The organism is Kocuria kalidii (genome assembly GCF_044462225.1).
GTDB classification, from domain to species: Bacteria; Actinomycetota; Actinomycetes; order Actinomycetales; family Micrococcaceae; genus Kocuria; species Kocuria kalidii.
The window spans coordinates 75,138-100,256 of record NZ_JBISWJ010000078.1 but is presented as its reverse complement, the minus strand read 5'-3'; the positions used below and the strand labels follow the sequence as shown (position 1 = coordinate 100,256).

Below are 25,119 nucleotides of genomic sequence, written 5' to 3'. Positions count from 1 at the left end.
CACACCCGGATCCCCTTGAGCGACACCCCTGGACACAGAGACGAACCGGCCCATGTCCACGAGGACCAGCTTCCCCACCAGGCCACGAGGTCGCGTCGTGCGACCTGTGCGTCAGGCGCTCTTGAGCCAGGCGTGGACGATGAGCTCGACGCCGTTGTCGAGGAACGGGACGACGGTCTCGAGCAGCCGCCCGCGAGTGTCGACACCGAGGCACAGTTCCCGCGCCGGCGCGTCGTCGCCGATCGGGTCGGCGACCAGGAATCCGTCGGCGGCCTGCCTGACGTCGGCGTCGTCGATGCCGTGCTTCCGGGCGGAGCGGTGGATCTCCACGTGTCAATTGCAATACGAAACGGATTCCACGGACCCGCCCGCCGTCGAGGTGGCACAGGACGCGGGACGTCACAGCTGCGCGCCGGACGAACGATCACTGCACACCCCGCCTACCCGCACTCGCTGCGCACCGGGTCCTTGAGCACAGGACAGGCGACTCCTGTGCAATGACCGAAGAGCCTCCGCGTGCGCCACACCCGCCTGGCGTCGATGCATGTGGAGGCCCAGTGACGTGGGCTGATGCCATCTCGAACCGGCAGGCGTCAGCAACCACCCTCCTCAGGAGGTGCCGCGGAGCCAGTCCTCGAACCGGGTCGGTGCGGTCGTGAAGTCCCCCCGGGGCAGGAGACCGCCGTTCCCGAGAGCGGTGACGGACACCGGAACCCGGACCACCTTCCGGCGTCCGCCTCGGCGCTGATCGATCGCACGGGCCAGCTCCGCCAGATCGCGGACCTCGGGCCCGGCGATGACGGCGTCGTCGGATGTCGCGGTGCCACCGGCCTCCAGGACACGGTCGACGACGAACGCCGCGGCCTCGTCGGCGGCCAGCGGCCGGGAGCGCATCCCGGGCACCGCGGAGAGCGGGCCGATGCGCATCTGTGACAGCAGGGTCTCGGCCAGTTCGTACCACTGTGCCGAGGCCACGAACATGACCGGGACCGCCCCGGCACGGTAGGTCCGCTCCTGGGCGGCCTTGCCCGCGTAGTAGCCCATCCACCGGTGCACCTCGGGGTCCCGGGCGTTGATGATCGTGACGCACACGATCCGGGACACCCCCGTCCGCTGCGCCGCCGCCACCACGTTGCGTGCGGCGGTGGTGAAGAAGTCGACGGCACGTCGACGGGACAGCGTCTCCAGGTTGAGGCAGTCCACCACGGTGGAGACCCCGTCGAACGCGGCGTCCAGGCCCTGACCGGAGTAGACGTCAGTGCCCTGCCCGCGCGAGACCTCGACGACGTCGACCCCTCGCTGACGCAGCTGTGTCACCACCCGTGCGCCCAGCTGTCCGGTCGCCCCCAGGACGGCCACCTTCCGGCGCTCGCCCTCACCCGTGCTTTCCATCGTCCACCGCCCATTCCGTCCGCCCGTGCCCCGATGCTCTTGGCATCGATTCTCCTCGCGCACCAATCCTGCCGCGACTGTCTCTTTTCTGGCTGTCGTCGACTTCCTGCCGCGCTGCTGGGAACATGGACCCATGATCAGCAACGTGGCCGTCGTCGTGTTCGACGAGGTCTCCCCGTTCGAGCTCGGCGTGGCCTGCGAGGCCTGGGCGATCGACCGCTCCACCGACGGCCTGCCGGTCATGGACTTCGCCGTGTGCAGCCCCGACGGGCAACCGGTCCGCACGATCGCCGGCTTCGACGTGGCGGTCCACCACGGTCTCGAGCGGGTGGCCGAGGCGGACCTCGTCGTCCTCCCGGCGATGTCCCGCCACGCCCCCGTCCCGGCGGACGTGCTCGACGCGCTGCGCACGGCCCATCACCGTGGCGCCCGGCTCATGTCCATCTGCTCGGGCGCCTTCGTGCTGGGGGCCGCCGGCCTGCTCGACGGCCGCCGCTGCACCACCCACTGGATGCACACCGGAGAACTGGCCGAGCGGTTCCCCGCCGCGCAGGTGGTGCCCGAGGTCCTCTACGTCGAGGACGGCACCATCCTCACCAGCGCCGGCACCGCGGCGGGCCTCGACGCCAGCCTCCACCTGTGGCGCACGGAGTTCGGCTCGGCCGCCGCCAACACCGTGGCGCGGCGCATGGTCGTGCCTCCGCAACGCCAGGGCGGACAGGCCCAGTTCATCAAGGACCCGGTCCCCGAGCACCGGGCCGAGACGCTGGATCCGCTGCTCACCTGGATCGTGGGGCACCTCGACGAGCCGCTCGACGTCGACGCCCTGGCCCGGCGCGCCGCCATGTCCCCGCGCACCTTCGCCCGCCGGTTCCGCGACGAGACGGGCACCACGCCGCACGCCTGGATCACCGCGCGGCGCCTGCACCGGGCCGAGCAGCTCCTCGAGGAGACCGACCTGCCCGTCGAACGCATCGCCACGGACGTGGGCTTCGGCAACGCCGCCACGCTGCGCCACCACTTCACCCGGATCCGGCGGCTCAGCCCGCAGCAGTACCGCCGCCGCTTCGCGACCACCTCCTGAGCACCATCTCCTGAGCACCGCCTCCTGAGCGCTGCTTCGGCCGCGGCACAGGGACAGGACCAGCCCACCGGATCGCCGATTCCGCCACCCGCGTGCACGTTCGACGGGCCCGGAACCGGCTCCGCGACGAGGCCCGAGCAAGTTGGCAGAAAATGACCGGCAGTCGTCATTTCTGCCACTCGTACCGAGAACACGATCCATCCATGCTTGTCGATGTGGGAGAAAGAAACCCCACACATCGGTCCCGATCCCGGCAGTTCTGCGTCGGTTCGCGCACCAGCCGGAACGGGTCGGGACACGTCCAGCAAGGAGTTCACCATGATCTCGTTCCTGTTCCTGATGGTGGCCACCGCCGCCGTGCTGTCGGTGTACACGGTGATCGGTCGCCTGGCCGATCCCCCGGAGGACCGGGTGCCGTGGCGCGAGCTCGGCGGGGACGGCTGGTTGCTGACGCTGCGGCGCGGCCTGGCCTTCCTGGGCGACGGCGCCCCCGGACGGAGTCCCGTTCCGGATGAGGACGGCAGAGAAGCCGTGACGATGCAGCGAGTCCTGTAACGACGGTGTCGGTTCCCCCCGGGTCGGGCGACGACCCGGGGGGAACCCTTTTCCGGAGCCCTGCGGACGGGCCGCCCTCCGTCAGGAACTACAGCAGACGGCTGAAGAACACCGTGGGCAGCGGGGTGAATCCTCCAGCGGCGTAGGCAGCACGGGCGGAGGTGTGGGCCTCGTCCCCACCGGTGCTCGCCCAGGCCACGACGCAGCCGGCAGCGCGCATCGCCTCGCAGGCCCCGTCGATCAGGGCGCGGCCGAGACCGGCCCCCTGGTGCCTGGGATCGACGGCGAGCAGCGTGATCTCCCCCTGGAGCCCGACGGGGCCGGGGTGGGTGCTCCAGGCGGCGTAGCCGGCGGGGGCGCCGTCGACGTCGGCGACGAGGAACCGCTCCTGGTTCTCCGAACCGGTCAGTTCCGCGAGGGTGTCGCGGTAGTCCTGCCGCCACTGCCCGTTCTGCCGGGCGAACAGCTCGTCCCCCAGCTGGTGCCGGATGCCGTCCTGGATGGGCTCGAAGGCGCGGACGGTGAGGTCGATGAGGGCTTCGAGGTCGTCGGTGCGAAAGGTGCGCAGCAGCATGGTCCGTCTCCTGGAACGTGGGGAAGCCCGCGACCTGGAGGCAGGCCACGGGGAGGGCTCGTGGCCGAGGCAGCAGGGCCTCGGCGAGCTCAGGAGCGGGTGCGCGCAGCGGCGGAACACATCACCTCTCCACCATAGCCAGGCCTGCCGCACCACGGCTGCCCCGTGCTGCGGCGGGGACGTCCGTCGTCGTCGGTGCAGGCCGCGGTGACGGACGGAGCACGGGCCTGACGACACCCCGCACCTGGGCATTGGCCCGGAAGATGACGCGCCGGCACCTGCCGGTGCCGCGTCCGGCCATAGACTGTGGGACGCCCCAGAACCCCCGATCGACGAAGAGTGTGAACCAGCAGCATGGGCCTATCGCCTGCCAGCCCCGGGTCGTCCGACGACCCGGGAGACAGTTGTCCTTCCCCCACCGCAACTGACCACCGCCGCAGGCTCCGGCCCGGCTCACCCCGCCCGGGGTTGAGCTCCCGATGATCGGGGCGATCCTCACCCTCCTCCTCGGGATCGTGGTGATCCTCGCGATCATCGCCGCCAACGGGTACTTCGTGGCCCAGGAGTTCGCCTACATGTCGGTGGACCGCGCCAAGCTCGGCGCGCGCGCCGCGGAGGGCGACCGGGCCGCGCAGCGCGCCCTCAAGGTCACCCGCCGCACGTCCTTCATGCTCTCGGGCGCCCAGTTGGGCATCACCGTCACCGGCCTGCTCATCGGCTACGTGGCGGAGCCCATGGTGGGCGAGTCCCTGGGCGAGCTGCTCGGCGGCGCCGGGGTGCCGGCCGCGCTGAGCATCACCGTCGGCACGGTGGTCGCCCTGGTCGTGGCCGCCGTCGTGCAGATGATCTTCGGTGAGCTGTACCCGAAGAACCTGGCGATCGCCAACGCCGAGCCCATGGCCCGCGCGCTCGCCCGCTCCACGACGATCTACCTCGCGCTCTTCGGCTGGCTGATCACCGTGTTCGACCACGCCGCCAACGCCCTGCTGCGCCTGGTGCGCGTGGAGCCGGTGCACGACGTCGACTCGACCGCCACGGTGGAGGACCTCGAGCGCATCGTCGCCGACTCCCGGGAGAGCGGCGACCTGCCCGAGGAGCTGTCCGTGCTGATCGACCGCATCATCGACTTCCCGGACCGGGACGTCGAGCACGCCATGATCCCCCGCTCGCACGTCGGCACCGTCACCCCGGACACCACCGTGGGCGAGCTGCGCGTCCTCATGGCCCACGAGCACACCCGCTACCCGGTGATCTCCGAGACCGAGGAGCCCCTCGGCGTCGTCCAGCTGACCGACCTGCTCCGCGGCAGCGCCCCCGAGGACGCGCCGGTCTCGACCATCATGGCGCCCCCGCTCGTGCTGCCGACGCTCATGTCGCTGCCCGACGCGCTGACGCAGCTGACGCGCTCGCGCAACCGGATCGCCTGCATCATCGACGAGTACGGCGGCTTCGCCGGCGTCCTGACGGTCGAGGACCTGGCCGAGGAGCTGGTCGGGGAGATCACCGACGAGCACGACGACGAACCGCCCGCCACCATCACCCCCGAGCACGGGGACACCTGGCGGATGACCGGTGACATCCACGTCGACGAGGTCGAGCGGGCGGTGGGCTACGAGCTGCCCGAGGGCGACTACGAGACCATCTCGGGTCTGCTCATCTCCCACCTCGGCGAGCTCCCGGCCTCCGGGGAGGTGGTGCGGGTCGAGCTGCCCGACGACCCCCGCGACCTCGTCCTCGACCACCCCGTCCACCGGGTGCTCGACGTCGAGGTGCTGGAGCTCTCCCGCCACGTCCCCAGCGAACTGCTCGTGCGCCTCGTGGAGACCACCGCCGAGGACGACGACCCGGCCGACGGCACCGCCGGCCGCCCGGACACCAGGACCGAGACCGAGAGCGAGGGGGACCGATGAGTGATCCGCTGATCGTCGTCGCCGTGACCGCGCTGCTCATCGTGCTCAGCGCGTTCTTCGTCGTCGTCGAGTTCTCGCTGCTGGGCGCGCGCCGCCACCGGCTCGAGGCGGAGGCCGCGACAAACCGCTCCGCCCGCGCCGCGCTGCGCGGCATCAACGAGCTGACCATCATGCTCGCCGGCGCGCAGCTGGGCATCACCGCGTGCACCTTCGCCCTCGGTGCCGTCACCAAACCGGCGGTCGACGCGTGGCTGAGCCCCGTGTTCGCCTCCTGGGGCGCCCCCGAGGGACTGGCCGACGGCACCGCCTTCGGCCTGTCGCTGCTGTTCGTGACCTTCCTCCACCTCGTGGTGGGCGAGATGGCGCCGAAGTCCTGGGCGATCGCCTACCCGGAGACCTCGGCCAAGCTCATCGGCGTGCCCTCGCGCGGCTTCATCTGGCTGGTGCGGCCGCTGCTGAGCTGGGTCAACTCGATCGCCAACCGGCTGGTCTCGGCCAGCGGCGTCACCCCGGTGAACCGCGCGGCCGTCGGCGGCCAGGACGTGGACACGATCCGGCACCTCGTGGAGCACTCCGCGTCCGTGGGCGCTCTGGACTCGTCCTTCCGCCGGCAGCTCTCCGGCGTCCTCGAGCTCGAGAACCTCACGGTCGAGGCGCTGATCGCGCCGGACCGCGCACCGACCACGGTGCCGTCCGGGGCCACGGCCGCCCACGTGCAGGAGGCCGCCGCGCGGTCGGGGCACCTGCGCGTCCTCGTGGCGGATCCCGACGGCGGGACGCCCGGAGTGGTCCACGTCCGCGACACGCTGCTCGAGCCGCTGGAGCGGCCCGTCCAGGACCTGGTGCGCCCCGCGTTCGTGCTCGACGCCGAGGCCCCTGTCTACGAGGCCCTGGCCCAGATCCGGGCGGCCGGTGAGCAGCTCGCCGCCGTCATGCACCAGGGCCGTTTCGTCGGGGTGATCACGCTCTCCGACGTCCTGCGGCGGGTGCTGCCCCGGGAGCTCACGCCGGAGGAGCAGCCCGGCAGGTGAGCGGGCCGGTCCCCGTCCCGCACGCGCCCACCGGCGCGGTCGTCCTGACCGCACCGGTGGGCGCGGTCTTGAACCGGTTCCGGTTCACAGTCCGTCCAGCACCGCACGGAGCGGGCCCGACCCGAACAACAGGACGAGCGCGGCGGCAGGGTATCCGAGCCGCCACAGGTCGCGCCGGATTCGTGCGCTGCGCACCGACGCCCGGAGCTCGGCGAAGCGCTCCTGCAGCACCACCGGATCCTCGGCCGGTGCGGGGCTGTGGTGCCAGGTGCCCGGGACCACGGCGGCGGCCACGATCCGGGCGACCCGCTCGGGATCCAGGACAGGGCGACGGCGCGTCAGCCAGCGCAGCAGCGCACGCTCGGTGACGACCTTGACGTCGACGGGATGCTGTTTGATCGACAGCTGCTTCGGCTGGATCAGCACCAGCACGGGAGTCACGGACACCACCTCCCCCGCCGCGGCGCTCAGCCGCTTCGACGCGCGAGCCGCCTCGTGCCGGGCGTGGGTCAAGTAGTGCTGCTTGTGCCCGCCCACCAGGATCGCGCGCTCTCCGACCCAGACGTCCGTGCTCGAGTGGTTCTTCGTGTTGAGCGTGAACACCCCGGCCGGGCCGATCAGCACGTGGTCGATGTCGGAGGCCCCGGCCCCGACCGGCACGGCGTGCAGCACCGTCCACTCCGGGCCCAGGCGGTCCAGGATGCGCCCGACCGCGATCTCCCCCTCAGCACCTGTGAACCACGGGCGGCTCTGCGCGCTGAGCGGGCTGGCACCACGCAGGCGCTGCCACCACGACCGGGGCGGCTGCCCGTCCTGGATCCGCAGCGTCTCGGCGATGACCGCCTGACCCGCCCTGCGGTCGGCCAGGGACGGCGCCGGCTGCGGTTCACGGACCTCCGCCGGTGGACCGAGCAGCCGGAAGGCGGCGAACCCCGTGGTGCGGATGGGTGCCGAGGGCGGGAGCGCAGGGTCGGCGAAGGGCGTCATGGTCATCAGCTTTCGAACGGAACGAGAGTGTCTCCCTGCATCTCATGCTTTTGCATTAGAAAACGTCCAGTGGGCGCCGCCCTGTTCCGCATTGTGACGTGGTCCGGGTCAGCAAACCCCGGCCTCGACTCGTAGCGCACCAACCGGTGCACCCCCGAACTGGGGACATCGACCTCCCCGGGTGATTGCATCCGCATCCATAGGCTGATGAGGACCCGATGCTCTTCTGACAGGACCCCCCATGACGCCTTCCCCGGCCTTCCTCCGCCTGGGCGCCTCCGCGCTCGTCCTCTCGCTCCTGACCGCCTGCGGCGGAACAGCGGCCTCCAGCAACGCGACGCCGTCGTCGAACTCCTCACAGGCCGCCGAGACCTCGGCCGCTGCGGAGCTGCGCGGCGAGCGGGCCGTGGTGGAGCGGGTGATCGACGGCGACACCGTCGACGTCCGGCTCGGCGGCGAGGTGGTGCGCGTGCGGCTGCTCAACATCGACACCCCGGAGACCAAGGACCCGAACGAGATCGTCGAGTGTCTCGGTCCGGAGGCGACCGCGCTGCTGGAGGAGCTCCTGCCGCCGGGCACCGTGGTGGGCCTCGAGTACGACCAGGAGCGCACCGACTCCTACGGCCGCACCCTCGCCGGGGTGTTCCTGCAGGACGGGACCCTGGTCAACGCCGAGATCGCCCGTCAGGGTCTGGGCACCCCGCTCTACATCGCCCCGAACGACCGGTTCCTGCCGCCCGTCGAGGAGGCCTTCGCCGAGGCCGAGCAGCAGCAGGCCGGCCTGCTCGACCCCGCCCACGGCTGCACGATCCCGGCACGGGTCCAGCAGGCGACGACCGCGCTCGCCGACGCCGCGCCGGCGAACCTGGACGATGCAACCGGTGAGGTCGCGGCCGCCGTGGCGTTCCTGGCTGCCCTGGACGCTGTCGACGGCGACGCGCATCCGCACGTGCGCCACCTGGTCGGACTGCCGTCGCTCGAGGGCCGGATCGCGGGCGTCCGGGGAGACATCACCGCCCTTCAAGAGCGCGCCGCGGCGCAGCGCCGCGCGGCAGAGGCCGAAGCCGCGCGTCAGGCGGAGGCCGAGGAGGAACAGCGCCGCGAGGCGGAGGCTGAAGCAGCGCGCCAGGCCGAAGCGGCACGGCAGGCCGAAGCAGCGCGTCAGGCGGAGGCCGTCCGACAGGCCGAGGTGGCACGGCAGACCGAAGCGGCACGGCAAGCGGCGGTCGACGCCGCGAACCGGGCCGCCGTGCCCGCGCCGGCACCCGCACCCGCACCCGCACCCGCACCGAAGCCCGCCCCGAACCCGGGGGCCAACATCGTCGACCAGGCCCCTCCTGGATACTCCGCTGAGATCCCCGGCTACACGGGGCCGCGCTGCTACGCCCCGGGCGGCAAGTTCTACAAGCCCTGCTGATCCCGGCAGCGGCTCAGGTCTCCAGCGTGGCGGTGATCGTGTTCTCGCCGTCGAGGTGCAGGTCGAGGGTGATCTCCTCCTCCTCCACCTCCGCCAGTCTGACGCCGCTCGCCGTCCACGACTCGGGGCAGACCCCCGTCTCCGATTCGCCCGCGGGGACGCTGATGCCCACGATGTACTGGTAGTCCGACAGCTCGAACCCGACCACCTGCCCGCGCTCGCGGGGAGTGGTGTCGATCCAGCCGTACCGGTAGTTGTCCCGGAACCCCTCCCGCTCCAACGTCCCGTCTCCCCCGTCCTCCGTGCACGTCCACGCCATCCGCAGGTACTGGTAGGTCTGCACGGAGAAGCTGACACGGTCCGCGTTCGCCTGGAACTCCTTGTTGTTCCACCCGAGCGCCGACTGCACCTCGCCCTTGCTCACGTACCCGGTGCCGGAGGCAGGGTCGTACTTCGCGGCCGCCGACGCCGGCGCCGCCACGGCCATGGATGCCGTGACGACTCCGATCCCCAGGCACGTCGAGAGCTTCTTCATCAATGGGTCCCCCAGTTGTTCACCGATTCCGGACGTGCACGACGGATCGTCCTGCACGCCGCCCTCAGGCTACGGGTCGGTGGAGGAATCCCAGGTCAACGAGCCCTTGGGCCGTCGCGTCGGGGCTCCGGGACGACGGCGGCGATCACGACGAGCGCAGAGAGCACCTCGTCCGCGACGACCGGAGAGACCATCGCGAGCTCGGCGAACGACGACGCCGGCAGCGTCACCCAGCAGGAGGCGTCCGGCACGGGCGGCCCCCGCGGCGGAGCTCCGGGGCCGCCCGGGCACGACCCGTGAGCGGGGGCCGGTGTCCTCGGCCGGTTCCCCGCTCCCGGGCGTTATGATCGCAAACAGATGCAGGTGGTCCTTCCCCGCTGTTCCGGGCCGTTCCCGCGTTCCCCCCGTCCCCCCGTTCGAGGAGCTCCCCTTGGCTTCTTCCCGCCCGTCGGTGCTCGTGGCCGACGACGACGCCGACATCCGCGACCTCGTGGTGTTCAAGCTGCAGCAGGCCGGCATGGAGGTCGTGGCCGTCGGCGACGGCAACGCCGCCCTGGAGGCCCTGACCGGGTTCCGCCCCGACCTGGTGCTGCTGGACGTCATGATGCCGGGCCTGAGCGGGCTGGACGTGCTGCGCCGCATCCGGGCGGACGAGCAGCTCCGGTCGCTCAAGGTCGTGCTGCTGACCGCCCGGGCCCGGGACGTCGACGTGGACGACGGCTACACCAGCGGCGCCGACGAGTACGTGACCAAGCCGTTCAGCCCGCGGGAGCTGATGCACCGGGTGAACACGCTGCTGGGCCGGGGCCGCTGAGGTGACGGCACTCGTGGAGTCGCACGTCTCCGCCCAGCTGCTGTGGTGGGTGCTGTGGGCGATGGTCTTCGCCGCGGCGGTGCTGCTGGCGATCGTGGTCGGCTCCCGCTGCGGGCGGGCCTGGCGGGTCCGGCGGGAGCAGGCGGTCCTGACGCCGCTGCGCCCGGCCCTGCTGGAGGTCGCCTCCGGGGAGGACGACGACTCCTCCGCCCTGGCGCGCCTGACGGCCGTGGCCCCGCGCCACGTCGCCCTGGTGGACCGGACCGTGTCGGTGCTGCTCTCGAAGGTCCGGGGCGACCCGGCACGGGCGCTGGCCCAGGTGCTGCGCACCCACGGCCGGGCGCAGTGGGCCCGCCGCGGCCTGACCTCGGCCTCGGCGGTCCGCCGGGCGCACTCCGCGTGGACCCTGGGCCTGATGCGGGAGATCGACGCCGGGCCCCAGATCACCCCGCTGCTGCAGGACCGCTCGGCGGACGTGGTGGTCACCGCCGCCCGCGCCCTGACGCTGATCGGCGACGGGGGCGCGGCGCGGGCCGTGGTGCGCGCGGTGGCCCCGCGCCGGCGACCGCAGGGGCTCCCGAGCTGGGCGGCGGTCGAGTCGCTGTGCGCCTTCGGGGAGCCCGTGGGCAGCGTCGTCGTCGAGGCCCTCCAGCACCCGCACCCGGCCGTGCGCCACGTGGCCGCCACGGTCGTCGACGCCCGCCCGGTGCCCCAGGCCGGGCCCGCCGTGCGGGCCCGGCTGCCCGAGGAGCAGGACACCCGGACGCTGACCGCGATGCTCGGGGCGCTGGGGCGCGTCGGCTCCGTGGACGACCTGCCCCTGCTCTGCCGGTTCACCGAGCACGAGGACGAACAGGTCGGTCTCGCCGCCGTGGGCGCCCTGGAGCGCCTGGGGTCCTCGGCCGCGGTCGAGGCGCTGTGCCCCCTGCTGGCCGATCCGCGCCCCCGGGTCGCCGAGCGGGCCGCCACGGCCCTGGCCGAGCTGGGACCGGGCGGGCGCACCCACCTGCAGGCGGCGGCCGCCCTGGACGGGCCGTCCGCCGGCCCGTCCCGCTACGCCCTGCAGCTGGCCGGCCTGCGAGGAGGCCGGTGATGGACTGGCTCGACCCGCTGCGGGGCATCGTGACCGCGACCCTGGAGATCGTGGCGCTCCCGGTGCTGATCTATTTCCTGCTCATCAACAGCTCCTACCTGCTGATGATCGTGCTGGCCGCCGTGGACTTCGTGGCCCACCAGCGCCGGGCGCCCTTCGCCGGACGCGAGGAGCTGGTCCGCTCCCGGACGATGCCCGGGATCAGCGTGGTCACCGCGATGCACAACGAGGAGGTGGGCATCCGCACCGCGGTGGAGTCCTTCCTCTCCCTGAACCACCCGCAGCACGAGGTCGTCGTGGTCGACGACGGCAGCTCGGACGGCGGGTTCGAGGTGCTGCGCGCCGCCTTCGACCTGGTCCCGGTCGGGCGCGAGATGCCCGGCGACCTGCCGGTGCGCCGGCGGCCCACCAGCATCCACGTCCCCCGGGACGGCCGGACGCGCCTGACCGTGGTGCGCAAGGCCAACTCGGGGCGCTCGGACTCGATCAACGTCGGCGTGAACCTGGCCCGGGAGGAGCTGGTCGTGTTCGTGGACTCCGACTCCCTGCTGGACCCCGACGCCCTGCTGAGCGTCTGCCGGCCCTTCGTGGACGACCCCGTGCGCACCGTGGCGGCCGGCGGGGTGATCCGGGCCGCCAACGGCTGCCGGGTCCGCGACGGACGCGTGATCGACGTCCGGATGCCGGGCCGGCCCCTGGCCGACATCCAGGTCGTGGAGTACCTGCGCGCCTTCCACCTCGGCCGGGCCGGCTGGTCCCGGCTCAACGCCCTGATCCTGATCAGCGGCGCCTTCGGCGTCTTCCGCCGCGACGTGCTCGTGGAGATCGGCGGACTGGACCCGACCAGCATCGGCGAGGACTTCGAGCTGGTCATGCGCCTGCACCGCCACCTGCGCCGCCGCCGCACGCCCTACCGGGTCACCTTCCTCACCGAGCCGATCTGCTGGACCGAGGTGCCCAGCACCGTCTCCGTGCTGCGCCGGCAGCGCTCGCGCTGGCACCGGGGACTGTGGGAGACCCTGTGGGCCTACCGGGGCATGCTGTTCAACCCCCGCTACGGGCGTCTGGGCCTGGTCGCGGTGCCCTACTACTGGGCCTTCGAGCTCTTCGCCCCGCTGCTGGAACTGGGCGGGCTGGTCCTCATGCTGCTCGGCTTCACCCTCGGCGTGGTGTCGGTCCAGTACTTCCTCCTGTTCATGCTCGTGGCCTACGCCTACGCCATCCTCGTGACCCTCGCCGCGGTGACGGTCGAGGAGCTCAGCTACCACAAGTACCCCCGCTGGCGGGACCTGGGGACCACCCTGGTCGCGGCCGTGCTGGAGAACGCCGGCTACCGCCAGGCCACCGCGTGGTGGCGCCTGGAGGGGTGGGCCGCGGCACTGACCGGCCGCCAGCAGGTCTGGGGCACCATGACCCGGTCCGGGTTCGGCCAGGTCAAGGCATGAGTCCCGCCACAGCGGTCCGGGCGACCCGGGGCGCGAACCGGCACCGGGTCCGGGCGATCCTGATGAAGCTGCTGCTGCTGCTCTGCGTGGCCCTGACGGTCACGGGCGCCACCGCGCTCCTCGGCATCCAGACGATCCGCGACGACGTCACGACCACCCGCACCACGATCACCCCGCTGGTCGACACCAGCCACGAGGTGCGCTCGACCCTGCTGCGCGCCCAGGCCGCCGTGCGCGGCTACGTCCTGACCGAGGACCCCTCCTTCGCCCAGGAGTACCAGCGCGCCGCCGCGGACCTGCTCAACGCACGGACCCGGCTGACCTCCCTGGCCGACGGCCGGCTGGACCAGCTGGGACCGCTGAACACCGCGATCGACGACTGGCTCGGCGACACCCGCCCGGTCGCGGTGACCGCCTCCCCGGCCTCCCTCGACCTCGAGAACTCGGCCGAGTCGATGAACCGGGGCCTCGACGCCCTCGGCCGGCTCGACCGGGACGTCTCGGACCTGCGCGAGCAGGGCCGGGCCGACCTGCGCTGGTCGTTGAACGCCGCCGCGCTGGCCGTGCTGGTCGTCACCGCCCTGTCCGTGGGAGCGGTCCTGCTGGCCCTGCGGCGCGTGGACCGGCTGCTGGCCCTCCCCCTGCTCCGGCTGCAGCAGACCGTGGTCCGCCAGCGCGAGGGCGACTCCTCGGCCCGCGCCAGCACGTCCGTCGGCGCGGTGGAGGTCGTCGACCTGGCCCGCTCCTTCAACGAGTTCACCGACGAGGCCCGCACGAGGCTGATCGACGTCGCCCGGTCCTTCAACGAGCACTCCGCCGCGGTGCGGGAGCTGGCCGAGCAGCGCCAGCAGGCGCTCGACCAGCTCCAGGAGCTCGACCGCCAGAAGTCGGAGTTCCTCTCCACCACCAACCACGAGCTGCGCACCCCCCTGACCTCGATCAGCGGCTACCTGGAGATGCTCGAGGACGGCGACTTCGGCGAGCTCGGCGCCGAGCAGCGTCACGCCGTGGGGATCGCCCAGCGAAACACCCTGCGCCTGCAGCTGCTGATCGAGGACGTCCTGCTGATCAACCGGATGGACCAGGGCCCCCAGCGGCAGCGGTGCGAGCGCGTGGACCTGGCCGAGTGCCTGGACGCCGTCCTGGTGAACCTCGCGCCCCAGGCCGCCCGGGGCCAGGTCCGGCTCGGCGCCGGCCCCGGCGGGCCCTGGCCGGTCGAGGGCGACCAGGAGCGCCTGGAACGGGCGATCACCAACGTGGTCAGCAACGCCGTCAAGTTCACCCCGCCCGGTGGGGCGGTCGAGCTCACCTGGAGCACCGCCGACGAGGGCTCCGTCGTGCAGCTGCACTGCACCGACACCGGCATGGGCATCCCCGCGCAGGACCTCGACAAGCTGTTCACCAGCTTCACCCGCGCGTCCAACGCCACCGCCCAGCAGGTACCGGGCACCGGCCTCGGCCTGGTCATCGTGCGGACCATCGTCGAGCAGCACGGCGGGCACGTGCACCTGGACTCCGTCGAGGGCGAAGGCACCCACGTGGTGCTCGAGCTGCCCCTGGCCGAGAGGGCACAGGCCGGGGGTGCACAGGCCAGCGGTGAACAGGACGGGGGTGCACAGGCCAGCGGTGAACAGGCCGGGGGTGAAACGGTCGGGAGCACACCGGCCACCGGGTGAGCACGCGACGGACCGGCACTACGCTGGACCGCACGGTGGCGCCGGACGCCGCCACGGCCGGTCCGGTCGCGACGGTCCGGAAGCGACGGCCCGGGCAGGGCGATCCGAGCGGAGCGATCCGGGCGCGGCGTTCCGGGCGGAACGATCCGCGAGCCCGGCCATGACGGAGGAGGACCCCAGATGGAGAAGACAGGACAGCCGGTCGAGGAGCACCTCGCCGGGGTCACCCCCAGGAAGCGGAAGGCCGACGCCGAGCGCCTCGTCCCGCTGTTCGCCCGGGTCACCGGGCAGCCGGCCGAGATGTGGGGCACGATCGTCGGCTTCGGCCAGTACCACTACCGGTACGCGAGCGGCCACGAGGGCGACGCCCCCGCGGCCGGCTTCGCCGCCCGGAAGGCCGCGACGACGATCTACGTGTACGACGGCGTCGACGCCCACCAGGAGCAGCTGGCACGGCTGGGCCCGCACACCACCGGGGTGGGCTGCATCTACGTCAAGGACCTCGACGCCGTGGACCTGGACGTCCTCGCGGACATCGTCGCCGCGTCCTACGCCAAGCTCGGCGACGGCCCGTGGACGGACCGCGCCCGCGACGGCGCTCCGGGCTGACCGGGCCCGGCACGCGATCGGGCCCGGCACGCGATCGGGCCGACCGGATCACGCACCGGCGCCCCGCGACCCGCCCGGATCCGGCGACACGCAGCCGCGCCGAGCAACGATCCGGTCTCACCCGGACGGACCGGCGCACCGGGGTCCTACCGTGGAGGCACCCGACCCGGTCGCGCCCCCGTGGTGCCCGGGCCCGCGCTACTCGGACACCGCACGGAGGACCGTCATGCAGACCCTGGGCCGCGCCGAGGAGTCCGTCCACGTCGAGGCGCCGCCGCGGACGGTCTACGACCTCGTCGCCGACGTCACCCGCACCCCCGAGTACAGTCCCGAGGTCGACGAGGTCGTCTGGCTCGACGACGGCGGACCCCGTGTCGGCGCACGCTTCCGGGCCCGCAACCGCGTGCCGGAGGACTCCCGGTTCTCCTGGCACAACACGCCGATCGTCATGGCCGCCGAGCCCGGCCGGGAGTTCGCCTTCGCCCGGACCGAGGCGTTCTTCGGCACGATCGTGTGGCGCTACCGCTTCGAGCCCGAGGGCACCGGCACCCGGGTGACGGAGTCCTGGGAGGTCGCCCGCCCGGTCGGCCGCATCGGCTGGTTCGTCATCGGCACCCTGCTCCGGGATCCGGACCGGATGACCACCATGCGCGAGGCACTGCACGAGAGCCTGCAGCGGCTCCGGCGCGTCGCCGAGGCCGACGCCGCGTCGTCGTCGCCCTCCGCCCCGTGACGGGCGACGCGATGCGCCTCCTCGGTGCACCACCGTTTCGGTGCACCGAAACCGGCCGATCGAGGAACCTGGGTACGGTGAACGGGTCGAAGGGGAGTAGTTCCCGCCACCTCCCGGGTGGATGCAGAGGCGCGTCGACATGCTGGTCCCCCCGGACGGGAGACCCGGTGCGCCACTCGAGCACCTGAGTGCGCGAGCGAACGAGACCTTCGGCCGGACACCGCTCCGGCCGAAGTCTCCCTGCTCCCGGGGCGCTCCGGCGGGAGCCCTGCCTCCAGGACGACGATGACCACTCCTTCCCACACCCCCGCAGCTCCCTCGCCCACCGCAGCCGAGGTCCGCCGTTGGCGCCGCTATCTGGCCGACGAACGCGCCGAGGCCGCCGTCTACCGCGACCTCGCCGCCCGGCGCACCGGTGAGGAACGCGAGATCCTGCTGGGACTCGCCGAGGCCGAGGCCCGCCACGAGCAGCACTGGATCGCCCTTCTCGGCCACCATGTGGGGCATCCGCGCCGAGGATCCCTGCGATCCCGCCTCCTGGGCTTCCTCGCCCGCCACTTCGGGTCCGTGTTCGTCCTGGCCCTCATGCAGCGGGCGGAGTCCCGTTCCCCGTACGAGGCCGACCTCCACGCCACCGATGCGATGGCCGCCGACGAGCAGATCCACGAGGAGGTCGTCCGGGCCCTGGCCACCCGGGGGCGCAACCGGATGGCCGGCAGCTTCCGGGCCGCCGTGTTCGGGGCCAACGACGGACTGGTCTCCAACCTGGCCCTGGTGATGGGCATCAGCGCCAGCGGGGTCTCGAACCCCATGGTGCTGCTCACGGGCATCTCCGGCCTGCTCGCCGGGGCGCTGTCCATGGGCGCCGGCGAGTACGTCTCGGTCCGCTCCCAGCGTGAGCTGCTGGAGGCCTCCACCCCCAGCGCGGACACCCACCAGAAGGTGCCGATGCTCGATGCCGAGGCCAACGAACTGGCCCTGTTCTACCGCGCCCGCGGCATGGACCCCGACGCGGCCGAGGCCAAGGCCGCCCGCGTCCTGCGCACTCCCCGTGCCGAGGACACCGGCCCGGTGCCGGTGGCCGAGGGCGACGAGCACGAGGCCGTCGGCACCGGTCTGGGCGCGGCCGCGGCCAGCTTCTGCTTCTTCGCCTCCGGGGCGATCCTCCCCGTGCTGCCCTACCTCCTCGGACTGGGCGGGACGCTCGCCGTGGTCGTCTCGGCCGCCGTCGTCGGTCTGGCGCTGCTGTCCACCGGAGCCGTGGTCGCGCTGCTCTCCGGCGGGTCCCCGCTGCGGATGGCGCTGCGGCAGCTGGCCATCGGCTACGGCGCCGCGGGGGCCACCTACGCCCTGGGTCTGCTCTTCGGCACCGGCATCGCGTGAGCCCCCGCCGGGGCGCGGCCGCCGCGGCCCGCCCGCGGGACCACGGTGCGCCGTGGGCTCCGGAGCGGCGGCGGCCGCTCGCGTCCCGGTCAGCTCAGACGTGCGGCCGCGGCGACGACCGCGTTGCGCACGGGCAGCAGGTGCCGCGCGGTGCTCACGCTGTTCGCCAGGCGTGCCGCGCGCACCGTGCGGACGGTCGGCCGGCGGCGGGCGGCGTCGTACCGGTGCAGGGCGGCGGGCACGTCGGGGGCCGCGGTCAGTGCGCCGACGAGGGCCGTGGCGTCGAGGAGGGCGTCGCAGGCGCCCCGGCCGAGATTGGGTGCCATGCCGTGCGCGGCGTCGCCGAGGAGCACGGTCCGTCCCCGGACGTAGGAGGGCAGCGGGGGCACGTCGAGCAGGATGCGCCGGTCGACCGGGCTGTCCCCGAGGGCGTCCAGGACGCGCCGCACGGCCGGGTGCCAGTCCCCGTAGAGCCGGCGGAGGATCTGGGGGTCGCCGCCGCCTCCGGACGCCGCCGCGTCGAGCACGTCGGCGCGGACGCTCGCGAACCAGTTGGTGTGCTCGGCGTCGTGCGGGGTGATGCCGAAGAGCCGTCCCGGCCCCCACGTCTCCGTGACCCCGGCCGCCGGCCCCGGGACGGTGCCGCGGAGGGCGACGGTGCCCAGCGGCCGCGGACCGACGCCGAAGAGCGCGGCACGGGTGGGGCTGTGGACGCCGTCGGCGGCGACGACGAGGTCGGCCCCGGACAGGGTGCGGCGGTCGGTGACCGGGTGGCTCCACGCGACGACGTCCGGCGGAAGGCCCTCGGCGAGCGCCGCCAGGAGCGCGGGCCGTGGGACCAGCCTGGCGGTGCGCCCCGGGCCGATGCGGGCGATCTCGGTGCCGTCCGGCCGGAGGAGCCGCCCTCCCCGCTGCTCGACCGAGGCGGCACGGACGTGCTCGCCCGCACCCAGCCGGTCCAGGGCGCGCATCGCCTCGGGCCACATGCCCAGTGCGGTCCCGGTGCTCGGCAGGTCCGGCGAGCGCTCGAGCACGTGGACGGTCCACCCGGTGCGGAGCAGGCCACGGGCGGTGGCGAGACCGGCGATGCCGGCCCCGACGACGACGGCCGTTCCACGCACGGCGCCTCCTTCGGTCGGCGGTTCCCCGTCCCGGACCCGCGCCCGGGACGGACGGCCGCTGCGGCTGTCGTTGCTTCTCGGCCGGCTTCCGGAGACCTCGGTCGACGGATCCGTCCGGCAGGACATCAGGGATCTGCCAGCCACGCCAGCAGGCGGCCCCGCGACCAGCAGCGGCCCAGGGCCTCGGCGTGCAGGGACGCCCCGTCGAACACCGCCAGCCCGATGATGCTGTGGCCGGAGGCGCGGCGATCACCGAGCGTCGGGACCGCGGGCGCGACGCCGACCCCCTCCACCGACACCCACGCCACGGGCCGGCTGGCCGCCGCTTCGTCGAGGCGGTGCAGGAAGCGCAGGCGGCCCTCGAGCGGGAGGCGCGACAGCGCCCACGTCGTGGTGACGACGGGCAGTGCCCCTTCGGGCACGTGCGCGACGGCCTCGGGCAGCACCTCGACGGCGTCGCCCTGGAGCAGCACCGGACGGGCCGTCGCCGCCAGCGCGATCTCGGCGTCGAGCCGTGCGGCCCGCTCCGGCCGGTCCGGCCAGAGGCAGGCGCGCAGCCAGCGGGCGTCGTCCGCGTCGGTGACGTCGAGCGGCTCGCGGTCGACGCCGACGCGGGCGACGACCTCGGGCACCCTCCGCCCCGGGACCGGCCGGTCTCCCACGAGCGACGACGCCACCTGCACGGGAGAGGACGGATCGCCCAGGAACTGTCCGTTGCTGTACGTGATGCCCACACGGTCGACGGTGAGGTTGAACCCGGCCGGACAGGCCACGTCGATCAGCCCCACCGCATCCGCGCCCGTCCGGTGCGCCGCCTCGGCGAGAGCCGGGTACAGCACGGCGCCGCGTCCGGTCTCGTCGGTCCGTGGCCGCCGGCGCCCGGCGACGGCCGCGACCGCGTCGGGCATCCGCAGCAGCGTGTCGATCGCCGCGCCGGCGGCAGCGTGACCGTCCGCTGCGGCACAGGCCGCGGCGAGCTCCGGGGCGCGTCCGGCGAGGGCGAGGTCGTGCAGCGCGGCGAGGACCACCGCGGGGTGCCGCTGGTGCGCCGGTGCCGTCGCGATGGCACGCAGGGCCTCGTCGGACTCGCTCAGGGCGACGGCGACGCGCTCGTACAGGGGCGAGTGTCCGGCGGCGTCGACCTCGCCGAAGCGTCTGTACACCTCGGCGAGTGTGCGGGCCCTTCCTGTGGGTCCGGCGCCTCCTGCGGTCGGTCCTGGCATCGCTGTGATCTTAGTCGAGAGGAGGAAGCGCTCGACCGCTCGGGGTCGGGCGGGTCAGGTGTCCGGGGACGGCTCGGACCCTGGCCGGGTGGCCGGTTCCGGAGGTGCTGCTGCTTCCCCGGAGCCGGCCGGCGGGGGACCCAGGTGGCGGCGGCCCCACGCCTTGGACACCTGGACGACGAGCACGAGCAGCAGCACGAGCAGCCCGACGCTGGCTCCGGGCACCACGTCGACGGGCAGCGTCCAGGCCATCACCACCCGGGCCGCGGCGTCGAGCAGGAACGCCGCGCCGAAGGCGGCGGTCATCCGGCGCAGCAGGCGGCGGAAGCCCGGGCTGGTCTCCCAGTCGCGGCGCCAGCCCGCGGCGGCGGCCGGGGGCATCAGGCGCATCGTGGCCTCGTAGAGCACCGGCTTCTCCCCCAGCAGGGACGCCAGGATCCACGCACCGACCAGGGCCGTCAGCCAGCTCTCCCGCGCCAGCAGCAGGCGCGGGTCGGGGCTGAGGAGTCCGACGACGGTGCCCGCTCCCAGCACGGTGAGCGTGAACAGGCCCAGCCGCTCCAGCCGCCGGGCCCGCACGGCCGTGACCACCACGCGCACCAGGGGCCCGGCCGCCCCGAGCATCAGGGCCGTCCACGCGTCCGCCCCGGCCAGGCGGGAGCCGTAGTAGAGGACGAACGGCAGCACCAGGTCCACGCCCAGCCACCCGGCCACGCCGCCGCACCGGGTCGCGGTGGCGCCGTCGGTCCCGCCGTCGGGAGTCGGGGGTCGTGCAGTGCTCATGGCGTCCTCCTCGGCGACGGTGCCCTCAGGGCGTTCTCCGGGTGGCGAGCTCGGCCGTGCCGACGAGCTCGCGGGTGTAGGCGGCCAGGTCGAACCCCGGGTCGGTGACGAGCCGCCCGGAGGCGGTGTCGATCGCCCCGCGCAGCAGCACGGCCATGCTGCGCGCGTCGAAGTCGCGGAACTCCCCGGCCCGCTGGCCGTCCCGCAGCAGCTGCTCCAGGTGGGCGAGCACCGGGTCCGCCTCCGTCGGGGTGAACCGCGGGGCGCCGTCGGAGCCGCGCAGGTTCATCACGATCTCGGTGACGGCCCGGATGCCGGCCGGGTGGCCGGCCAGGAAGCCCAGGTTGGCCTCGAGGTACCCCCGCAGGGCCGCGGTCCCGGTGCGCCCGGTTGTCGCCTCGGCGACGGCCGCACCGGCGCGGGCGTAGACGTCGGCCACGACCTGCTCCAGCAGGCGGTCCTTGCCGGGGAAGTAGTAGGAGACCACGCCCTTGCTGACCCCCGCCCGGCGGGCGATCTCCGCCAGCGACGCCCGGCCGTAGCCCAGTTCCGCGATCGCCTCGACGGCGCACGCCAGGATCTGCTCCCGGCGGGCCCGCTCCGTGAACGTCCCCGCCCCGTCCGGCTCCCTGGTTGACCGCATGGTCAAATTCTCGTCCGAGCGGTCAATCGGCGCCAGACCTCATCGGTCTCGATCGGGCAACGACGGCGGTGTCCGCGGTCCCGGCCGGCTGGACGGCGGACGGCGGGCGCTCGATCGCCGGCCCCACGATCCGGGCGACCTCGGCGACGGAGCGGTCCTCGGGCCCGTGCGCGCCCGTGGCGTCGGGCAGCTCTCCCGTGCGGGCCGGGCCGTCGACCGCTCCGGCAGGAGGGTGGTCGGCACGGCGGGATCTCCCTAGGGTGAGAGGCACGGCCGGCACCGCGCCGGCCGACACCGAGGGACGACCATGACGCGCACTCCGTTCACGATCCGGCCGGCGACGAGCGAGCGGTTCGACGACGTCGCCACGGTCCTGGGACCCCGGAACCCCGACTCGGCGGTCTGCTGGTGCCTCACCTACCGGCTCCCGTCCAAGGAGCACCGCGCGCTCACCGCCCGGGAGAGGCCCCGGGTGGTCCAGGAGCTCTGCGCCGGGCCGATCCCGCCGGGCGTCCTCGCCTACGACGACGAGACCGTGGTCGGCTGGTGCGGCGTCGCCCCGCGCGCCGAGCTGCACGCCTTCACCCACGGGAGAACGATCCCCCACGTCGACGACCTCCCGGTCTGGAGCGTGTGGTGCTTCCGGGTCCGCGGCGGCCACCGGGGCCGCGGCGTGGCCCGGGCCCTGCTCGAGGGCGCCGTCGAGCACGCCCGCAGCCACGGCGCACCGGCGATCGAGGGCTACCCCGTCGACAACGGGGACCGGAAGGTCGACACCACGATGGCCTACGTCGGCACCCGCGCCATGTTCGACCGGGCCGGCTTCATCTGGGCCGCCGACACCGCCTCGACGCTCAACCGGTTCCCGCGCGTCCTCATGCGGCGGACCCTGCCCTGATCGGGCCGTCTCCACGGCGACGCGGTCTCCCACGACCGGTCCTCAGCCGGTCGCGGCGCCGAACCACCGGGGCAGGTGGCGGAGCAGGTCCTGCTGGTCCTCGCCGACCCAGGTCACGTGGCCGTCCGGCCGCAGCAGCGCCGCGGGCACGTCCAGCTCCTCACTGGTGTCGACGACGTGGTCGACCCGGCCCGTCCACCCCTCCACGGAGAGCCGGCCGGTCTGGTCGAGCAGCAGCCCACGGCCGCCGTGCATCAGCTCGTAGAGGCGCCGCCGCCGTAGCCGAACGTCCCGCAGCCGTCGGCCGAGCAGCTCGTGCCCCTCGCCGACGTCGTAGCGGATCCCGATCGCGGTGGTCTTCTCGATCAGGAACCGGTGCACCTCCTCGAGGTCCATCAGCTCCGACAGGAGCCGCCGGACGGACCGGGGACCCGGCTCGGTGGACAGCAGCTCCATCTGGGCGCGGGTGCTGTTCAGCACGTCGGCGGCCACGGGGTGCCGTTCGGTGTGGTAGCTGTCCAGCAGCGGCTCCGGCGCCCAGCCCCGGACCTCGGCGGCCAGTTTCCAGCCGAGGTTGAACGCGTCCTGGATGCCGAGGTTGAGGCCCTGCCCACCGACCGGCGGATGGATGTGCGCCGCGTCGCCGGCCAGCAGCACCCGGCCGGTCCGGTAGCGCTCGGCCTGCCTGGTGGCGTCGCCGAAGCGGGAGAGCCAGCGCGGCGAGTGCACGCCGAAGTCGGTGCCGGCGATCGACCGCAGCTGCTGCCTGAACTCCTCGAGGGTCGGCGGGACCGTGCGGTCCTCGGCCACCCCCTCGGCGGGCACGAGGACGCGGTACCGCCCGTCCCCGAGAGGCCCGGCGCCGAACCGCTTCTGGGTCTCGCGGACGTCGGCCACCACGGCGGCCACCGTCTCCGGCGGGACGTCCACCTCCATCTCGCCCAGCAGCGTGTCGACCCGGGAGGGCTCCCCGGGGAAGCCGACGCCGAGCAGTCCGCGCACGGTGCTGCGGCCGCCGTCGCACCCGACGAGGTAGCGCGAGCGCAGCCGCGTGCCGTCGGCCAGCTCGGCGGTCACCCCGTGGTCGTCCTGGTCCAGCCCGACCAGCTCGCACCCACGCCGCAGCTCGGCGCCGAGCTCCTCGGCGCGCTCGGCCAGCAGGCGATCGGTGACGGTCTGCGGTATGCCGAGGACGTAGGGGTGCGCGGTGTCGAGCCGGTCGGGGGCGGGCTTGTCGATGCCGGCGAAGACACCGCCGAGCGGGTACTTCCGGCCGTGCGCGAGGAACCGCCCCAGCAGACCTCGCTGGTCCAGGACCTCGACGCTGCGCACGTGCAGGCCGAGCCCGCGGACGTACTCGGCCGGCGTCGTCTCCTTCTCCAGCACCAGCACGTGCACACCGTGCAGCCGCAGCTCGCCGGCCAGCATCATGCCGCTCGGTCCGCCCCCGGCAACGATCACGTCGATCATGGGATCCCCCTTCGGCCAGGACGCCCTCCGGCTCGGCAGGAAGTGCCTCGGGGCCGTCGATGTCGCGCCGCCCCGACTGCGCAGGTCTCGGCTCTGGCTGGGAATTCTGCGGCACGACCCGGGTCTTGCCACAAGACCCCCGGTGCGCTGTACCGTGAAAGTGGCAGGGGGACGGCAGCTCCCCTTTCGCCCGCACCGAGCCGTTCGCCGCGCCCTTCGCGCGACGCCACCCCTTCGGAGCCGGGTCGGCCGACGACCGGCACCTTGACGCAGCATTGCGCCGCGCGGGACCGCGGGGTGTGAGAGTGCCCACTCGGCCTGCACATTCCCCGGTCCGTCCGGATAATGGGGAGGGCTGGCCCGGGCAACGTCGCGGGGATCGGCTCCCCCCCTTCCCCGCAACCGAAGCAGGACAGCATGACCTTGGAAAAACCACGCAGCGAGACCCCGGCACCCGACGACCAGGCCCAGGCCGACGGGCAGCCCGAGAAGAAGAGCCCGGCCCTGAACGTCCCCGGCCTCCTCGCCGGCGCCGCCACCGCCGCGACCATGTCCGTGCTCGGTGGCCACCTCAGCGTGGTCGGCACCGTGCTCGGCGCGGCCCTGACCAGCATCGTCTCCGGTGTCGCCATCGTGCTCTACTCGGCGTCGCTCGAGAAGAGCCGCCGCGGCCTGCAGAAGGTGCACAGCACCGTGGCCCAGCGCGTCTTCGCGCGTCCGGGCCTGGACGCCTCCGCGTCGGAGGGCAGCTCGCCCGTGGCCGAGGGCAGCCCCCGGGGCGCCCTGCGGCTCCGCCTCAAGCCCGTCCTGGTCAGCACCGGCGCCGTCCTCGGCCTGGCGGTCGCGGCGATCTTCGGCATCCAGGCACTGACCGGCACCGAGCTCTCCGGCGGCACGGGCACGATCCAGCGCACCGTGACCGGCAGCGAGTCGGTGTCCCAGCGCAGCGCCACCACCCCCGCCCCGGCCGAGGACCCGGCCGCGGACACCGGTGAGATCGCCCCCGCGGACGGGACGGACACGGCCGACGAGACCGCCGTGCTCCCCGGTGAGGTCGCTCCCGGTGAGGTCGCTCCCGGGGACGGGGCGGTGACCGGGGACGGCACCACGTCCGGCGAGCAGCTCCCGGACACGGGCGGTCAGCAGGTGGACAGCGGCCAGACCGGCACGGACACCGGCCAGCAGGGTGCCGGCGCGGCGGTCCAGCCGGGTCTGTCCGGCGCCGACGCCGGAGCGGTCCCCGCCGCACCCTAGGCGGGAGCACGCACCCGCGGGACGGGGCGGAGTCGTGGGTTCCACGGCTCCGCCCCGTCGCATGTCCGCGCCGGGCGGTGCGTGCACCCCGAGCAATCTTTCGTCATGTTCGCCCGCCGGCCCTGACCAGGGGCGATGTCGGCGCGCACGATCCGAGGTCTGGACTTAAGTCCCCAGACATATGCCCCGCACGACACCTAACTTGGGGCTCGTCCGGCTGTGGTCGCAGACGGGTGCGGAACGACGAAGGGGACAGCAGTGGCAGGGGTTCGAGAAGTTCACGGAAATCAGGTGGCGCAGTGGCTGACGGTCGCGGCCCTCGTGCTGTTCGTCGCCAACGGCGCGGTCCTGGCCCTCGGATCCCAGGCCTACGGATGGGCCACGCTGCTGTTCGCGGCGGCCGCGTACTTCGCGGTCTCCACCGGGGTCGTGGCACGCCCGCTGCGGCAGCACTGATCCGGCGGCGGTCCTGCGCCACGGATGGGGCTT

The 25,119-nt window shown here is 73.6% G+C and carries 26 protein-coding genes; 15 read left to right on the top strand and 11 right to left on the bottom strand.

Annotation, left to right across the window (positions count from 1 at the left end; all coding sequences use genetic code 11):
- Window positions 1-111: 111 nt before the first annotated feature.
- Both ACH9D3_RS12015 and ACH9D3_RS12010 read right to left on the bottom strand, forming a co-directional pair.
- Window positions 112-330, bottom strand: coding sequence for a toxin (locus tag ACH9D3_RS12015; protein WP_396411095.1), 219 nt, complete (start codon window positions 328-330; stop codon window positions 112-114).
- A 279-nt stretch (window positions 331-609) separates the two neighbouring features.
- Complete coding sequence (locus ACH9D3_RS12010) at window positions 610-1,392, bottom strand: NAD(P)H-binding protein (protein ID WP_396411094.1); 783 nt, start codon at window positions 1,390-1,392, stop codon at window positions 610-612.
- A 133-nt stretch (window positions 1,393-1,525) separates the two neighbouring features.
- On the opposite strand from ACH9D3_RS12010, the gene ACH9D3_RS12005 reads away from it, so the two are divergent.
- Both ACH9D3_RS12005 and ACH9D3_RS12000 read left to right on the top strand, forming a co-directional pair.
- Window positions 1,526-2,476: a helix-turn-helix domain-containing protein gene (locus ACH9D3_RS12005; RefSeq protein ID WP_396411093.1), complete on the top strand. Its 951-nt coding sequence runs from the start codon at window positions 1,526-1,528 to the stop codon at window positions 2,474-2,476.
- Window positions 2,477-2,794: 318 nt separating this feature from the next.
- Window positions 2,795-3,031, top strand: a complete 237-nt coding sequence (locus ACH9D3_RS12000; RefSeq protein WP_396411092.1) for a hypothetical protein — start codon at window positions 2,795-2,797, stop codon at window positions 3,029-3,031.
- 88 nt (window positions 3,032-3,119) lie between these two features.
- On the opposite strand, the gene ACH9D3_RS11995 is transcribed toward ACH9D3_RS12000, so the two are convergent.
- Window positions 3,120-3,605 (bottom strand): GNAT family N-acetyltransferase, encoded by a 486-nt coding sequence (locus tag ACH9D3_RS11995; protein ID WP_396411091.1) that lies wholly within the window; start codon window positions 3,603-3,605, stop codon window positions 3,120-3,122.
- 479 nt (window positions 3,606-4,084) lie between these two features.
- On the opposite strand from ACH9D3_RS11995, the gene ACH9D3_RS11990 reads away from it, so the two are divergent.
- Window positions 4,085-5,515 (top strand): CNNM domain-containing protein, encoded by a 1,431-nt coding sequence (locus ACH9D3_RS11990; RefSeq protein WP_396411090.1) that lies wholly within the window; start codon window positions 4,085-4,087, stop codon window positions 5,513-5,515.
- A complete protein-coding gene (locus ACH9D3_RS11985) occupies window positions 5,512-6,546 on the top strand; it encodes a CNNM domain-containing protein (protein WP_396399393.1) in 1,035 nt (344 codons plus the stop codon). Before ACH9D3_RS11990 ends, ACH9D3_RS11985 begins: the two co-directional genes overlap by 4 nt.
- Before the next feature lie 84 nt (window positions 6,547-6,630).
- Here the strand turns inward: ACH9D3_RS11985 and ACH9D3_RS11980 are convergent, their stop codons facing one another.
- Window positions 6,631-7,539 (bottom strand): NERD domain-containing protein, encoded by a 909-nt coding sequence (locus tag ACH9D3_RS11980; protein ID WP_396411089.1) that lies wholly within the window; start codon window positions 7,537-7,539, stop codon window positions 6,631-6,633.
- A gap of 235 nt (window positions 7,540-7,774) precedes the next feature.
- Between ACH9D3_RS11980 and ACH9D3_RS11975 the strand changes: the two genes are divergently transcribed.
- A complete protein-coding gene (locus ACH9D3_RS11975) occupies window positions 7,775-8,950 on the top strand; it encodes a thermonuclease family protein (RefSeq protein ID WP_396411088.1) in 1,176 nt (391 codons plus the stop codon).
- A gap of 13 nt (window positions 8,951-8,963) precedes the next feature.
- Here ACH9D3_RS11975 and ACH9D3_RS11970 read toward each other — a convergent pair whose 3' ends face one another.
- Together ACH9D3_RS11970 and ACH9D3_RS11965 are read right to left on the bottom strand one after the other, a co-directional pair.
- The gene (locus ACH9D3_RS11970; RefSeq protein ID WP_396411087.1) at window positions 8,964-9,485 is read right to left on the bottom strand and encodes a hypothetical protein; all 522 of its coding nucleotides are present in this window, start codon (window positions 9,483-9,485) and stop codon (window positions 8,964-8,966) included.
- A gap of 95 nt (window positions 9,486-9,580) precedes the next feature.
- Window positions 9,581-9,736 (bottom strand): hypothetical protein, encoded by a 156-nt coding sequence (locus ACH9D3_RS11965; RefSeq protein ID WP_396411086.1) that lies wholly within the window; start codon window positions 9,734-9,736, stop codon window positions 9,581-9,583.
- A gap of 179 nt (window positions 9,737-9,915) precedes the next feature.
- Here ACH9D3_RS11965 and ACH9D3_RS11960 point away from each other — a divergent pair, with 179 nt between their 5' ends.
- From ACH9D3_RS11960 to ACH9D3_RS11930, 7 genes are all read left to right on the top strand, one after another.
- Window positions 9,916-10,299: a response regulator transcription factor gene (locus ACH9D3_RS11960; RefSeq protein WP_396399398.1), complete on the top strand. Its 384-nt coding sequence runs from the start codon at window positions 9,916-9,918 to the stop codon at window positions 10,297-10,299.
- A gap of 13 nt (window positions 10,300-10,312) precedes the next feature.
- A complete protein-coding gene (locus ACH9D3_RS11955; RefSeq protein ID WP_396411085.1) occupies window positions 10,313-11,392 on the top strand; it encodes a HEAT repeat domain-containing protein in 1,080 nt (359 codons plus the stop codon).
- Window positions 11,392-12,837, top strand: coding sequence for a glycosyltransferase family 2 protein (locus tag ACH9D3_RS11950; RefSeq protein WP_396399400.1), 1,446 nt, complete (start codon window positions 11,392-11,394; stop codon window positions 12,835-12,837). Before ACH9D3_RS11955 ends, ACH9D3_RS11950 begins: the two co-directional genes overlap by 1 nt.
- Window positions 12,834-14,513: a sensor histidine kinase gene (locus ACH9D3_RS11945; RefSeq protein WP_396411084.1), complete on the top strand. Its 1,680-nt coding sequence runs from the start codon at window positions 12,834-12,836 to the stop codon at window positions 14,511-14,513. Before ACH9D3_RS11950 ends, ACH9D3_RS11945 begins: the two co-directional genes overlap by 4 nt.
- 180 nt (window positions 14,514-14,693) lie before the next feature.
- Complete coding sequence (locus ACH9D3_RS11940) at window positions 14,694-15,122, top strand: DUF1801 domain-containing protein (protein WP_396399402.1); 429 nt, start codon at window positions 14,694-14,696, stop codon at window positions 15,120-15,122.
- A gap of 226 nt (window positions 15,123-15,348) precedes the next feature.
- Window positions 15,349-15,855, top strand: a complete 507-nt coding sequence (locus tag ACH9D3_RS11935) for an SRPBCC family protein (RefSeq protein WP_396411083.1) — start codon at window positions 15,349-15,351, stop codon at window positions 15,853-15,855.
- A gap of 285 nt (window positions 15,856-16,140) precedes the next feature.
- The gene (locus ACH9D3_RS11930) at window positions 16,141-17,238 is read left to right on the top strand and encodes a VIT1/CCC1 transporter family protein (RefSeq protein ID WP_396411082.1); all 1,098 of its coding nucleotides are present in this window, start codon (window positions 16,141-16,143) and stop codon (window positions 17,236-17,238) included.
- A gap of 89 nt (window positions 17,239-17,327) precedes the next feature.
- On the opposite strand, the gene ACH9D3_RS11925 is transcribed toward ACH9D3_RS11930, so the two are convergent.
- The 4 genes from ACH9D3_RS11925 to ACH9D3_RS11910 form a co-directional block, all read right to left on the bottom strand.
- Window positions 17,328-18,359 carry an FAD-dependent oxidoreductase gene (locus ACH9D3_RS11925; protein ID WP_396411081.1) on the bottom strand — a complete coding sequence of 344 codons (1,032 nt, stop codon included), beginning with the start codon at window positions 18,357-18,359 and terminating at the stop codon, window positions 17,328-17,330.
- A gap of 125 nt (window positions 18,360-18,484) precedes the next feature.
- Complete coding sequence (locus tag ACH9D3_RS11920) at window positions 18,485-19,522, bottom strand: DUF2332 domain-containing protein (RefSeq protein ID WP_396411080.1); 1,038 nt, start codon at window positions 19,520-19,522, stop codon at window positions 18,485-18,487.
- Window positions 19,523-19,636: 114 nt separating this feature from the next.
- Window positions 19,637-20,365, bottom strand: a complete 729-nt coding sequence (locus ACH9D3_RS11915; protein WP_396411079.1) for a VC0807 family protein — start codon at window positions 20,363-20,365, stop codon at window positions 19,637-19,639.
- 25 nt (window positions 20,366-20,390) lie between these two features.
- Window positions 20,391-21,008 (bottom strand): TetR family transcriptional regulator, encoded by a 618-nt coding sequence (locus ACH9D3_RS11910; RefSeq protein WP_396411078.1) that lies wholly within the window; start codon window positions 21,006-21,008, stop codon window positions 20,391-20,393.
- 307 nt (window positions 21,009-21,315) lie between these two features.
- Between ACH9D3_RS11910 and ACH9D3_RS11905 the strand changes: the two genes are divergently transcribed.
- Complete coding sequence (locus tag ACH9D3_RS11905; RefSeq protein WP_396411077.1) at window positions 21,316-21,906, top strand: GNAT family N-acetyltransferase; 591 nt, start codon at window positions 21,316-21,318, stop codon at window positions 21,904-21,906.
- Window positions 21,907-21,948: 42 nt separating this feature from the next.
- Here ACH9D3_RS11905 and rox read toward each other — a convergent pair whose 3' ends face one another.
- Window positions 21,949-23,376 (bottom strand): rifampin monooxygenase, encoded by a 1,428-nt coding sequence (gene rox / locus ACH9D3_RS11900; protein ID WP_396411076.1) that lies wholly within the window; start codon window positions 23,374-23,376, stop codon window positions 21,949-21,951.
- 423 nt (window positions 23,377-23,799) lie between these two features.
- On the opposite strand from rox, the gene ACH9D3_RS11895 reads away from it, so the two are divergent.
- Window positions 23,800-24,630: a hypothetical protein gene (locus tag ACH9D3_RS11895; RefSeq protein WP_396411075.1), complete on the top strand. Its 831-nt coding sequence runs from the start codon at window positions 23,800-23,802 to the stop codon at window positions 24,628-24,630.
- Window positions 24,631-24,921: 291 nt separating this feature from the next.
- On the top strand, window positions 24,922-25,086 hold the full coding sequence (locus ACH9D3_RS11890) for a hypothetical protein (protein ID WP_396399412.1): 165 nt from the start codon (window positions 24,922-24,924) through the stop codon (window positions 25,084-25,086).
- Window positions 25,087-25,119 lie beyond the last annotated feature (33 nt).